The sequence below is a fragment of the Paraglaciecola psychrophila 170 genome (assembly GCF_000347635.1).
Classification (GTDB): domain Bacteria; phylum Pseudomonadota; class Gammaproteobacteria; order Enterobacterales; family Alteromonadaceae; genus Paraglaciecola; species Paraglaciecola psychrophila.
Window position 1 is genome coordinate 2,782,564 of the sequence record NC_020514.1, and the last position, 13,814, is coordinate 2,796,377.

The 13,814-nt window shown below is 40.8% G+C and carries 11 protein-coding genes; all 11 read right to left on the reverse strand.

Features of this window, described 5'->3' with window-relative positions; all coding sequences use genetic code 11:
* Positions 1-40: 40 nt before the first annotated feature.
* The 11 genes from prpF to C427_RS12240 all read right to left on the reverse strand — a co-directional run bounded on the left by prpF (position 41) and on the right by C427_RS12240 (position 13,800).
* Positions 41-1,219: a 2-methylaconitate cis-trans isomerase PrpF gene (prpF, locus tag C427_RS12190; protein WP_007635667.1), complete on the reverse strand. Its 1,179-nt coding sequence runs from the start codon at positions 1,217-1,219 to the stop codon at positions 41-43.
* 28 nt (positions 1,220-1,247) lie between these two features.
* A complete protein-coding gene (gene acnD, locus C427_RS12195; protein ID WP_007635669.1) occupies positions 1,248-3,851 on the reverse strand; it encodes a Fe/S-dependent 2-methylisocitrate dehydratase AcnD in 2,604 nt (867 codons plus the stop codon).
* A gap of 66 nt (positions 3,852-3,917) precedes the next feature.
* Positions 3,918-5,042, reverse strand: coding sequence for a bifunctional 2-methylcitrate synthase/citrate synthase (prpC, locus tag C427_RS12200; protein WP_007635671.1), 1,125 nt, complete (start codon positions 5,040-5,042; stop codon positions 3,918-3,920).
* Positions 5,043-5,140: 98 nt separating this feature from the next.
* Positions 5,141-6,022 carry a methylisocitrate lyase gene (gene prpB, locus C427_RS12205; RefSeq protein ID WP_007635673.1) on the reverse strand — a complete coding sequence of 294 codons (882 nt, stop codon included), beginning with the start codon at positions 6,020-6,022 and terminating at the stop codon, positions 5,141-5,143.
* On the reverse strand, positions 6,019-6,693 hold the full coding sequence (locus C427_RS12210; protein WP_007635675.1) for a GntR family transcriptional regulator: 675 nt from the start codon (positions 6,691-6,693) through the stop codon (positions 6,019-6,021). Before C427_RS12210 ends, prpB begins: the two co-directional genes overlap by 4 nt.
* A 107-nt stretch (positions 6,694-6,800) precedes the next feature.
* Positions 6,801-7,925, reverse strand: a complete 1,125-nt coding sequence (locus C427_RS12215; RefSeq protein WP_081588970.1) for a pyridoxal-phosphate-dependent aminotransferase family protein — start codon at positions 7,923-7,925, stop codon at positions 6,801-6,803.
* Between the two features lie 376 nt (positions 7,926-8,301).
* The gene (locus C427_RS12220; protein ID WP_007635678.1) at positions 8,302-8,820 is read right to left on the reverse strand and encodes a gamma carbonic anhydrase family protein; all 519 of its coding nucleotides are present in this window, start codon (positions 8,818-8,820) and stop codon (positions 8,302-8,304) included.
* Positions 8,817-9,680 carry an acyl-CoA thioesterase domain-containing protein gene (locus tag C427_RS12225; RefSeq protein WP_007635679.1) on the reverse strand — a complete coding sequence of 288 codons (864 nt, stop codon included), beginning with the start codon at positions 9,678-9,680 and terminating at the stop codon, positions 8,817-8,819. The genes C427_RS12220 and C427_RS12225 overlap by 4 nt, the downstream gene beginning before the upstream one ends.
* A gap of 38 nt (positions 9,681-9,718) precedes the next feature.
* Positions 9,719-11,578: a protein kinase domain-containing protein gene (locus tag C427_RS12230; protein WP_007635680.1), complete on the reverse strand. Its 1,860-nt coding sequence runs from the start codon at positions 11,576-11,578 to the stop codon at positions 9,719-9,721.
* A 14-nt stretch (positions 11,579-11,592) separates the two neighbouring features.
* Positions 11,593-12,468, reverse strand: coding sequence for a 23S rRNA (adenine(2030)-N(6))-methyltransferase RlmJ (locus tag C427_RS12235; RefSeq protein ID WP_007635681.1), 876 nt, complete (start codon positions 12,466-12,468; stop codon positions 11,593-11,595).
* Between the two features lie 93 nt (positions 12,469-12,561).
* Positions 12,562-13,800 carry a 2-oxo acid dehydrogenase subunit E2 gene (locus C427_RS12240; RefSeq protein ID WP_007635682.1) on the reverse strand — a complete coding sequence of 413 codons (1,239 nt, stop codon included), beginning with the start codon at positions 13,798-13,800 and terminating at the stop codon, positions 12,562-12,564.
* Positions 13,801-13,814: the final 14 nt, after the last annotated feature.

Sequence of the window (13,814 nt, forward strand, 5' to 3'; positions counted from 1 at the left end):
CTCTGCATATTTATCAAAGGAATTAACAGACATGATCAATTTAAAAAGAATCACTAGGTATATACACCTCACCTTTCATTAGTTTTCTTGCGCTTCGGCTCATTGACACTTTATTTACTGTCCATGTTCCATTGTGGAATTCGATTTGCGCACCAACCTTCAATGTTCCAGAAGGATGGCCAAAAGTAACAGACTCAATATCCCCCCCGCCTGCGGCTAAATTAACTAAGGTGCCGGGAACAGCTGCAGCTGTGCCTATCGCAACAGCTGCAGTGCCCATCATGGCATGATGTAACTTACCCATTGAAAGCGCTCTGACTGCCAAGTCAATAGTTTGGCTATCGACCGTTTCCCCACTCGAAGTGAGATATTCTGCTGGTTTCGCTACAAAAGCAATTTTGGGAGTGTGTTGACGACTAACAGCCTCATCAATATGTTGAATTAAGCCCATTTTTAGCGCCCCATATGCGCGAATAGTTTCAAAACGGTTCAGAGCTTGTGCATCACCGTTAATGGCTTCTTGTAATTCAGTCCCTGCATACCCTAGCGCTTCAGCATTTAGGAATATAGTAGGAATACCCGCATTGATCATCGTGGCTTTAAAATCACCCACATTTGGCACATGTAAATCATCAACCAAGTTGCCGGTAGGGAACATGGCTTCATCACCGTCAACGGGGGCAACAAATTCCACTTTAACTTCGGCTGCTGGAAAGGTCACACCATCTAATTCGAAGTTACCTGTTTCTTGAACCAATCCATCAGTAATAGGCACATGAGCAATAATAGTTTTGTTGATATTAGCTTGCCAAATACGTACTACACATACACCATTTTCAGGAATACGATTGGCGTCAAGCAATGCATGACTAATGGCAAATGAACCAACGGCTGCGGTTAAATTGCCACAATTCCCGCTCCAATCTACAAAAGCGGTATCGATTGATACTTGTCCAAACAGATAATCTACATCGTGATCAGCCTGAGTACTTTTAGATAAAATTACGATTTTACTGGTGCTTGAAGTGGCACCACCCATTCCATCAGTTTGTTTGCCATAGGGATCGGGGCTTCCGATCACTCTAAGTAACAATTTATCTCTTGCCTCACCGGGTATCTGTGCAGATACGGGTAAATCAGTCAACTTGAAAAAAACACCTTTGCTAGTGCCGCCGCGCATGTACGTTGCAGCAACACCTATTTGTGGTTTATGACTCATATATTTATGTCCTTTAGAATTCTACTCGTTATGCCACAGTAGACTCAAGAAAATCCTGAGCAAAACGCTGCAGTACACCGCCTGCTTCGTAAACCCGTACTTCCTCAGCAGTATCTAAACGACACGTCATAGGGACTTGCATTTGCTCACCATTTTTACGGGTAATATTTAAGGTTAAAGTGGCACCAGCGGCATAATCACCTATGACATCGTAGGTTTCAGTGCCGTCTATGCCTAAAGTATGACGAGTGATTCCAGGTTTAAATTCAAGGGGTAATACGCCCATGCCGACTAAATTAGTGCGGTGAATACGTTCAAAACCTTCAGCAGCAATCACTTCTACACCTGCTAATCGCACTCCTTTGGCTGCCCAATCTCTAGAAGAACCTTGCCCATAATCAGCACCTGCCACAATTATCAGCGGTTGTTTACGCTGCATGTAGGTTTCGATAGTTTCCCACATACGCATCACGGTGCCTTCAGGCTCTAATCTAGCAAACGAACCAGGTTTTATTTCACCATTTTCCAAGACCATTTCGTTTAACAATTTGGGATTAGCAAAGGTCGCTCTTTGGGCTGTAAGGTGATCACCTCGGTGAGTCGCATAAGAGTTAAAATCAACTTCAGGTAATCCCATTTTATGTAAGTACTCTCCTGCCGCACTGTCTAACATAATCGCATTAGACGGAGATAAATGGTCAGTGGTAATGTTGTCGCCCAACACTGCTAGTGGTCTCATTCCTTTCATGGTGCGCTCTCCTGCAAGCGCTCCGTCCCAGTATGGAGGTCTGCGGATATAAGTGCTTTGAGGTCGCCAATCATATAACGGACTTTCAGCAGGTTCGAACGAACCTAAATCAAACATGGGAGCGTATACTTTTTTAAATTGCTCTGGCTTAACAAACTCAGAGACAATCGCATCGATTTGTTCGTCACTTGGCCAGATATCTTTTAAGGTAATAGCGGTGCCATCTTTATCATATCCTAACGCGTCATTTTCAATATCAAAACGCATCGTACCGGCAATTGCATACGCCACGACTAAAGGTGGAGACGCTAAAAATGCCTGCTTAGCATAAGGATGAATTCGTCCATCAAAATTACGGTTACCTGATAAAACTGCAGTGGTATATAAATCACGATCTACAGCTTCTTTTTGAATAGCAGGATCAAGCGCCCCGCTCATGCCATTGCAAGTGGTGCATGCATATCCAACAATACCAAAACCTAATTTTTCCATTTCAGGTAATAAACCTGATTCTTCTAGGTAATACTTGGCCACCTTTGAGCCTGGTGCAAATGACGATTTCACCCATGGCTTTCTTAATAAACCTAATTCATTGGCTTTTTTAGCAATTAAACCCGCCGCCACTACGTTGCGTGGATTACTGGTGTTGGTACAACTGGTAATTGCCGCAATAATAACCGCACCATCGGGCATTTCACCCTCTTTTTGCTCAACAGCATAGGCAATGCCTTTTGATGCTAAATCGGCAGTAGCAAGACGACGATGTGGACTAGATGGACCCGCCATATTGCGTCCTACAGACGATAAATCGAACTCTAATACTCTTTCGTATTCTGCATCTATTAGATCATCTGCCCAAAGACCAGTATGTTTAGCGTAAGTTTCAACTAATTCAACTTGTTCTGGCTCGCGACCAGTGATTTTTAAATAATCAATGGTTTGTTTATCAATATAAAACATACCCGCAGACGCACCGTATTCTGGTGTCATATTTGAAATAGTGGCACGGTCTCCGATGGTTAATTCTGCAGCGCCGTCGCCAAAAAACTCAAGATAGGCTGAAACGACTTTGGCGTTTCTTAAAAATTCAGTGATTGCCAATACAATATCTGTAGCCGTGATACCTGGCTGGCGTTTTCCACTTAGTCTGACACCAACAATATTCGGTAAACGCATCATAGAAGGCCTGCCAAGCATGACTGTTTCTGCTTCTAAACCACCAACACCAATGGCGATGACGCCCAAGGCATCGACATGAGGAGTATGGCTGTCTGTACCTACACAAGTATCGGGGAAGGCTACGCCGTCTCTTAGTTGAATTACAGGCGACATTTTTTCTAAATTAATTTGGTGCATGATGCCATTACCGGCAGGAATAACATCCACATTTTTAAACGCTGTTTTGGTCCATTCAATAAAATGAAATCGGTCTTCGTTACGTCTATCTTCTATGGCTCTATTTTTATCAAAGGCCTCAGAGTCATCACCATTATATTCAACAGCCAGTGAGTGATCGACGATTAATTGGGTTGGTACCACAGGGTTAACTTTTGACGGGTCGCCGCCTTGATCTGCTATTGCATCACGCAAGCCAGCCAAGTCAACAAGCGCAGTTTGACCCAAAATATCATGACAAACAACACGCGCAGGATACCAAGGAAAATCTAACTCTTGTTTGCGATAAATAATCTGCTTTAGGCAATCAGTCAGGATATTTGGCGCGCATTTTCGCACCAATTGTTCAGCTAAGACTCGGGATGTATACGGTAATTTTGCGTAAGCACCTTGGCTAATGGTTTCAACTGCAGCACGGGTATCAAAATAATCAATATTGGTTCCAGCTATTGTGTAACCAGGAAGAGGTTTGCGATATTCGTAATTCATATATAGGCCCACAGAATAGATAAGGAGAGTCAGGCCGATTATTATCGGCCTGTAATTAAGAGGCTTTTAGCGTTGACTAATAGCCGTTACTTTTCTTGGCTCAGCACCGATATAGTCGGCACTTGGTCGAATGATACGATTGTTTGAACGTTGCTCCATGATATGAGCAGCCCAACCGGTTAAACGCGAACAAACAAAGATAGGTGTAAATAACTTAGTCGGAATACCCATAAAATGATAAGCCGATGCATGAAAAAAGTCAGCATTGCAGAATAATTTTTTGGTATCCCACATAAATTCTTCACAAGCCACTGAAATATCGTAAAGCGAACTATCACCAAACTCTGCTGCAAGTTTTTCTGACCAGGCTTTAATAATCACGTTGCGAGGATCCGATTCACTATAAATAGCGTGGCCGAAACCCATTATTTTTTCTTTACGCTCTAACATTCCTGCCATTTGTATTTTCGCATCAGCAGGCGAGCTAAACTTCTGGATCATATCCATTGCCGCTTCGTTTGCTCCACCATGCAGCGGTCCACGAAGTGAACCAATGGCACCGGTCACACATGAGTACATATCAGATAAAGTAGAGGCACAAACACGAGCGGTAAAAGTAGAAGCATTAAATTCATGCTCAGCATACAAAATAAGCGATACATCCATCACTTTTCTGTGAAGCTCTGAGGGAGTGTCACCTGTAAGCAGTTTTAAGAAATGGCCGCCAATGGAATCTTCATCAGTTGTACAATCAATTTCTACACCGTCATGACTATACTTGTACCAAAAACACATGATGGCTGGGAAAGCGGCAAGCAACCTATTTGAAGCTGTGTTTTGTTGACTGAAGTCAACTTCAGGTTCAAGGTTACCTAAAAAAGAGCAACCGGTGCGCATCACATCCATTGGATGTGCGTCTGCAGGTATCAGTTTTAACACTTCTTTTAAGGCTTTAGGTAAATCACGCTGAGTGAGTAACTCTGCTTTATAGCTATTTAATTCTGCTTGATTGGGAAGTTCACCGTTAAATAATAAATAAGCCACTTCTTCAAACGTTGCGTTGTCCGCTAAATCTGAGACATCATAACCGCAATAAGTAAGCCCCGATCCTGACTTACCTACAGTACACAGTTTGGTTTGTCCGGCGCTTTGGCCTCGAAGACCAGCACCACTTAGTTTTTTTTCAGCCATAATTTATTCCAACTTATATGTTTTTAACCCTTGTTCTGAATACACATCAAGGGTTTTAGGGTTTCTAATCGTTTAACAAAAATCGATTTATATCGGAGTTACTTATTTTTGCCTTCAGAAAATAGTGAGTCTAGTTTTTCTTCATAGGCGTGATAGCCTAGGAAATCATATAGTTCCATACGTGTCTGCATAGTATCAACCACAGCTTTTTGATCACCATGGGTCATAATAGACTGATAGACATTTTCAGCCGCTTTATTCATAGCTCTAAATGCACTAAGTGGATACAGCACCATATCAGCGCCCCACTCACCTAGCTCTTTTTTATTCCATAATTCAGTTTGACCAAACTCTGTGATATTTGCCAGGATTGGCACATCTAATGCTTCAGAAAATGCACGATAATGTGCTTCAGTTTGCACCGCTTCGGCAAAAATACCATCTGCGCCAGCTGCCGCGTAAGCTTTAGCCCTTGCGATAGAAGCTTCTAATCCTTCTTGTGCAAAAGAATCAGTACGAGCCATGATGAAGAAATCATGATCGGTGCGGGCATCAACAGCCGCTTTTATACGATCCACCATCTCTTCAGTGGAAACAATTTCTTTATTGGGGCGATGGCCACAACGCTTTTGCGCTACCTGGTCTTCCATATGTACAGCTGCAGCTCCCGCTTTTTCCATATCACGTATGGTCTTAGCAATGTTAAAAGCTCCGCCCCAACCTGTATCGATATCAATTAATAAAGGTAAGTCGCAGGCAGCAGTAATTCGCTGAACATCCACCAAAACGTCATTCAAAGACGTCAAACCTAAGTCTGGTAAACCATAGGATGCATTCGCAACCCCACCGCCTGAAAGATAGATGGCCTGATGACCAATTTGTTTAGCCATCATCGCTGTATACGCGTTGATAGTGCCAACGATTTGTAAAGGTTGATTGTCTTTTAGTGCTTGACGAAAGCGTTGTCCAGGAGTGCTCATAAAGTATTCATCCTTTTTTCTACGTTTTTTCGAGACGCTGAAATATGCCTTCGCATTAGTATTTCAGCCAGTTCTCCATCTTTATCTTCGATGGCTTGAATAATGTGATGATGTTCAGAAAAGGCTCTTTTAGCGCGAGGGCTGGCCATTCCAAACTGGTAACGATACATGCGCACCAAATAATAGAGTTCTTCACATAAAAGCCGGATTAGCAGTTTGTTGCCACTGCCCATCACTATGCGAAAATGAAAGTCTAAATCCCCTTCTTCTTGAATGTAAGCCTGACCTTGCTTCAAAGATTCGTACTGATTGTGTACTTCGAGTAAATGTTTTAAATCAGCAATTTGTTTTGACGTCATATTTTGTGCCGCTAACCGACACGCCATACCCTCTAAAGATTCTCTAACTCGAAAAATCTCAAGAAGTTGCTCCGTCGATAATGTCACCACGCGATAACCAATGTTGGCTTTACGTTCAAGTAAACCGCAACCTTCTAGGCGAGATAATGCATCACGTAATGTGCTGCGGCTGATTTCATAATATTTGGCGAGACCTGGTTCACTTAATTTAGAGCCAGTTAAGATATCACCCTCAACAATGCGTTGCCGGATATCGATGAATACCGTATCTGCGCGAGTGATACCAGTTGATGTGTTTGTTAATATTTGCAATGAATCATTGTCGACAATAAATAAACATAAAACTATGCTATAGCTTATTGTTAAAAATAACAAGGGCTAACTGTCGACAATTAGCCCTTGTTATAGAATTGACTTATTTAGTTAAGTACTGTGTTTAAACTAGCTACACAATAATCAACATTCTTTTGACTTGAACCACAGCCCATTAAACCGATCCTCCATACTTTACCAGCCAATGCACCTAAGCCAGCACCAATTTCTAAATTGAACTCACCCAGTAATCTATTGCGAACATCAGCATCATCGACACCTTCTGGAATACGCACCATGTTCAATTGAGGAAGACGATAATCTTGATCAACAACAAATTCTAACCCTAATTTTTCTAAGCCTGCTTTTAAGCTAAGGTGGTTTTTAAGGTGTCTCGCATGAGTCGGTTGTAGTTCTTCTTGTTGCAATATTAACAGCGATTCGTGTAATGCATATATGCTATTAACTGGGGCGGTGTGATGGTAAGCACGCTTAGCCCCCTTACCCCAGTAACCCATTACTAAATCCATATCTAAGAACCAGCTTTGCACGGGATGTTTACGTTGTTTAATAACTGCGATAGCCAGTTCACTAAAAGAAACAGGAGATAAACCAGGAACGCAAGAAAGACATTTTTGGGTTCCCGAATAAATCGCATCAATCTGCCAATCATCAACTTTTAACTCGCTGCCGCCTAGGGATGTCACAGCATCAACTATGGTTAAACAATCAAACTCTTTGGCTAGTTGGCATAATGCCTTGGCATCATTCAACACACCAGTTGAAGTTTCAGCATGAACAAAAGCCACGGCTTTAACATCACTGTTAGCTTGCAATGCTTCTCTTAATTTATTCAGATCTATAGGTTTACCCCACTCATCTTGCACCATGATGGCTTGACCACCGCAACGCTGTACATTTTGCTGCATACGTCCGCCAAAGACACCATTTTGACACACAATTACTTTATCGCCTGGCTCAACTAAATTAACAAAAACAGACTCCATACCTGCTGAACCTGGCGCCGAAATAGGCATAGTTAAGGCGTTGTTAGTTTGAAATGCGTATTGTAATAACTGCTTTACTTCATCCATTAGGTCCACAAACTTTGGATCTAAATGGCCGATTGTAGGCCTAGCTAAAGCTTTGAGAACTTGAGGATATACGTCCGAAGGGCCTGGCCCCATAAGAACTCGGGTTGGAGGTATAAAAGATGAAAATGATAGAGACATAGATATTCCAAAATTTAACTGATTTTATAAATAGATTTTTGCAGCATAAACTCATGGGTACAATACAAGTATACCGAGGATAAATAAGATAAATACTCATTTACAAAAGCATTATTAAACCTATTGAAGTATTCAACAGCAAAATAAAATCACCTGTATGACGCTGTATAAAAGTATTAAAGTATTGATTTAAATAGACAATAAAATTAAGTGTAATAATTGTTTATTTTTTACACACAGCTGTTCTATTATTAAAAATCAAGTTTCATGAATTTCACTTCAAGGAAGGAGTTTTATAGTTAGCGCACGGCTCTAACAGAGCCATTTCCCTAAGCCCGAACTAGTAATAGTATCGGGCATTTTTTTGTCTTAAAATTCAAGATAATTTTAAATGAGTTAAAAATCGTTTGGCATTATCAACATAATGCTGTGCAGATTGTTCAAGCATTTTTTGCTGCTGTTCTGGAATAGGCTTAATAATCTTAGCAGGTGACCCCATCACTAGTGAGCCATCGGGGATCAGCATGTTTTCAGTGACTAAACTATTCGCACCTATGACACAATATTTACCGATTTTCGCACCGTTTAAGACCACACTATTAATGCCTATTAAACTGTAATCACCTACCTCACAGCCATGCAACATTACCTTATGACCAATTGTGACGCCTTTACCAATAGTTAAAGGTACACCCACATCGGTGTGTAATACTGAACCATCTTGTACATTACTGTTTTCACCGATTGTAATGACATCACAATCACCGCGAACCACAGCGTTAAACCAAACACTGCTGTTTTGCTGCATTACGACTTTACCAATAACATGGGCACCAGGTGCAACAAATACACCTTCTGCAATATGAACATGATCATCACCTAAAGAATAAATCATTGGTCTTCTCCTATTTGACGCAGTAAGCCTTCTTGCATAGTTGAAGCGACTAACTTGCCTTCACGATTAAAAAACTGTCCCCTAACTAATCCTCTAGCACCACCAGAAAAGGGACTTTCAGCGCAATATAATAACCAATCATCAAAATCGAAAGGATGATGAAACCACATAGAATGATCAATCGTTGCCATACGTATATTTTTATCCCGAGTAGACACCCCGTGTGGATGAAGAGCCGTAGATAAAAGGTGATAATCTGATGCATATGCCAGCATCACTTGATTAAGGTTGATATTACCAGACAAGACCTCTTGTGCCTTCATCCAAATATAGCGTTTCGGCTCTTGTACTATCACTTTAGCAGGATCAACGAAGTCAACCGTGCGCATATCAATGGGTTTGTGATAACCAGTGCTTTCGCACATACGTTCAGGCATATCATGATTGCTTCCAAACTCATCTATATCAGATTTTATATCTTCAGGTGACGGTACATTAGGCATCTCAGCATACTGGTGAGCAAGGCCTGCTTCGGGCGCTTGAAAAGATGCCGTCATGTAAAAAATATTTCTTCCATTTTGAATTGCTTTTACTCTTCTAGTAGAGAAACTGCGACCATCTCGAACGTTTTCCACGTCAAATATTACCGGTTTATTCGCATCTCCAGGTAATAAAAAGTAGCTATGGAATGAATGAGAAATTCGCCCCTCAGGTAAAGTAAGTTGCGCTGCCGCAAGTGCCTGACCTAATACCTGTCCCCCAAATAAAGCACGGAATCCTAAATCCCAACTTTCACCACGAAACAAACCTTCTTCAATTTTATCTAAGGTTAACAACTCTACTAGTTTTACTTCTGACATAAGCTCTCTGTCTATTCTGTGCACTAAGGGAATGTCCACTAAGTGTGTTGATTTGGATCTTTAGGATAAAATTTATCAGGTAATTGTCCTTGATGAGTAAAAAATCGCGTATCTTTGAACGGCAATTTCATAAAACCTGAGATCCCAAGTCCTTCGATGGTCGGAATAAGATCAATAACATCTTTTAGTAAACTCTTAAACTCTAATTCCATACTGTGATTTAATAATTTGTAATCGCTATGTATCTTAAGGTGAGTAGGTAATGATTCAAAAATGATACAGCCCGTATGATGAATGCTGTTTAACTGACTGATCACAGTCATTAACTTTTTAGGCAGTGTTAATAATTCGTCTGGATCATCCCCATCTTCAAAGTAAGAATGCATATGGGTGTCATGCTCAGTATGTGACACTGCACTTAATTCATAGGGTATTTGTATGGTCTTTTCGGCTATAAATACACTATTTTCATCACTTCGTTCTACATGCAACGTATCACGTGCATTGAACATACAGCATTTAAAAACCCCGTTACGGTTGATGGCCCTAGCAAAATGTACCACATTATTAACCGACGATTCGAATGAGTTTTGAAGGGTTGTATCATACAAGTTCAGACTAGAGTCGATATAGACCCCCGAGTCTTCCCACCTTACAGCTAATCCTCCGACTACCGGATACTTACCTAGCCGACTTACCGCGGCTACAAAGGCTTTTTCAGTATCCCCCATGCCTTGCATATAATTTTTATAATAACGTTCAAACTGAGCATCGTCTATATATCTAAGCTCTTGTTCTGTTTGGTAAACCTCAATGCGCAAAAATGACTTTCGAGAACTATAAACTACGGTATCAATCTCTTTGTAATATGGACTAACACGAGTAGGTATCAACGAAGTATGCAGTTGACGAATTTTTTCATTTAACACTAGGTTTTTCATGTACTGCATATTGTTAATAAAATAGTCGCCCCCCTTCTCACGTATCTGAGGTGAATCGCTCATCATTGCAGTTAAGGTTTTGGCAAGTTCTTGGGGTAATCCAAGAGAATTTGGACTGATAACTTTATGCCCAAAACGGCTTGATTGACCTGATGCTATTGCATACAAAGTACTTGCCAGACCTTGTTCATCGAATCTTACCGAAGATAAGCCACCATTGAGCTGATCATCGCCTATAAAATACACATCACCTAAACGCGCATTAGTTTGCTGCATATCACTCGACATTAAGTCCATAACATTATTGCCTACAAACTGACCTTGGTGGTCAATTTGTGCAAAAACAGACGAGCCCCAATCAATCAATCCTACTTGTTCGTTGCTTTCATCAAACACGATATTCGAAGGTTTGATATCACCATGAACGATCGGTTTAGTTTGACCTTGTTGTTGATGTCCCCGTAAATATAATAAAATATCTGACAGTTGCCCTGCTATTTTAATAACTAGTTGTACCGATAAGGGGCCATACTTTAAGGATATCTTCTCTAAATCTTCGCCTTTGGCTCGGTCCATAACCAAGACAGACTGTTTATTGATACGCTGATATTCGATTAGCCGTGGTACGTAGGGATGATTAACTAAGCTCAACATATACGCTTCTTCTTCAAATCGGTCTTGAACATGTTGCGGCAAATTTATCCGAGAAAATTTAAAAACCTGTTGCTGAGATTGAGCCGTATTTTGAGAAATGTTTGCTTTTGAAACAGTACCTGCAAATGCAAACCCAAATGCACCTTTGCCAATCAATTCAATGTTTTGATAACCCAATAGCAGCAACTGGTCGGTGCACAACTTAAACCAATCTTTTAGTTTTTTGGCATCCTTATGGGACAGCAAATAAATAGACTGCTCATCAGGGATATAAAAATGTTTAATGTTCGCGGGTGTCAACATCTTAGAATTGCCAATTATTCTTCAATTAACCAATCAACAGAGAAGGATGCGCTATCGTTTTGAGCCATTAATGGTGTCAGTTCTTGTAAACTTTCTGTAATTTTCTTGTCAAGCTGCCAAGGTGCGTTAATGATAAGCATACCAGACCCATACATGCCTCCCAGCTCGACACCATTGGTTACGCATAACTCTATTTTAAGCATATTCTTAAAAGGATGTTGGGTTAGGCTCTCCAACATCGCTTCACTTTTTCCTTTTTTACTATCGCTGCTTTCAAAGCTTGTATTTGAAGCTTTTCTATCACTTATTAAGGGATACCAAATCGCATAAATAGCAGAGTTCCATCTCTTGTGAGCAGTTATTACGGTATCGACTACTTGTTGATATTCACTCGCCACTTCATAAGAAGGGTCGATAAGCACCATACCCCGTTGCATGTTGGGTGGCGTTAAAGCTAACAAACCTTCATATCCATCCCTATGATGAATAGCGATATTTTTACCCCCAAGATTGCTTTTTAAATTGAGTATTTCCTGATTGTGCCATTCCATCAGAATCATTTGGTCCTGTGGACGCAACATAGATTTGGCTATTTCTGGCGAACCCGGATATTGATTAAAATTTTTATAAGCAGCCACCAAAGACAAATAATCGCTCATTGCTTTATTTTGTGCTGCATGCCCGGTAAGGCGATCAATACCGTGTTTAAATTCTTTTGTTTTAAGGGCTTCTTCTGAATTTAGCTGATACACCCCTGCACCACTGTGGGTGTCAAAATAACAAAAGCCTTTTTCTTTGCTTTTAAGCTTGTTAATGAGCAACATCTGGCAAAGGTGTTTTAATACATCCCCATGATTACCTGCATGATAGCTATGTCGATAACTTAGCAAACTGAATTCCTTAATTTAACGGAGTTATTGAATATTTGCGTTAATCTTAAAGCAAAAATAAACCCGCTGTTAGCGGGTTTGATAATTATATAGCTATCTGGTCACGGCTAACATGGTAATCGGGTTTTCCAAGTAAGATTTCCAAAGGTTATTAAACCTTACCATCGTCGCGCCATCGATAATTCTATGATCACCTGACCAACTTACGTGCATGATGTTAACGGCCTTCACAGCGTCATTTTCATCAAACCGTGGTAACCGTTGTATTTTACCAAGGGCCACAATGGCTGATTCAGGTGCATTAATTACAGGTGTGGCAACCGTGCCACCAAGTACACCAATATTAGAAATGCTAATGGTTCCGCCTTTAAGGTCAACACTGCTTAATCTTCCTTGACGCGCTAAGTCTACTAACTCGTTAGCTTTTTTAGCGACCTCTAATAAAGATAAGTTTTGCACACCCTTAATGTTAGGTACAACTAAGCCAACCTTGGAGTCGACTGCAAGGCCAATATTGTGATCGTCAAAATATGTGACTTCTGAGCAATCGCTATTAATTTGACTGTTAATTATTGGGAACTGTTCTAATGCCAATGACATAGCTTTGATGAAAAATGGCATAAAGCTGAGTTTGACGCCTTCTTTCTCAAACGACGCTTTAAGTTGTGATCTAGCGTCGATGAGTTTGTCCATTTCGATTTCTTCACTAACACTGAAATGTGGTACAGTAAAAACTGAATGCATCATATGTTTTGCCATAGCAGCTTGAATACCGCGAATTGGCTCAACATGTTTACCGCCAGTTGTCTTTGGAGTGACTACAACTGATTCAAGCGTTGGTGACGCACTAGCAGTAAGATCGTCCTTTAAAACACGTCCTTTATCGCCACTACCAACTATCTGAGATAATTCAATTTCTAGTTCCCTAGCAAGCCTTCTTACTGCTGGGCTTGCTAACGCTTTACCAGTGTTCTCTTTATCAGTGTCAGTATGCGTAGGCTTAGAGGTAACCGCAGTGACAGTATTCGACAAATTTGTCTCAGTTGTTTCTACTTCTTTAACGGTTGATGGCTCCTGCAGAGGCGCTGAATTTTCATCAGTAACTTGCATAGCAAACAAAGGGAAATGCACTTTTGCGATATCGCCTTCGGCATAATAAAGTTTAGTGATTACACCGCTATACTTTGCAGGGATCTCTACTAATGCCTTATCGGTCATCACCTCAACTACTGGTTGGTCTTCAATAATATCTTGGCCTTGTGTAACTAACCACTTGACTACTTCGCATTCAACAATACCTTCGCCAATATCAGGCAGAATAAAATCTTGCATAGTTTGCTCCTTTA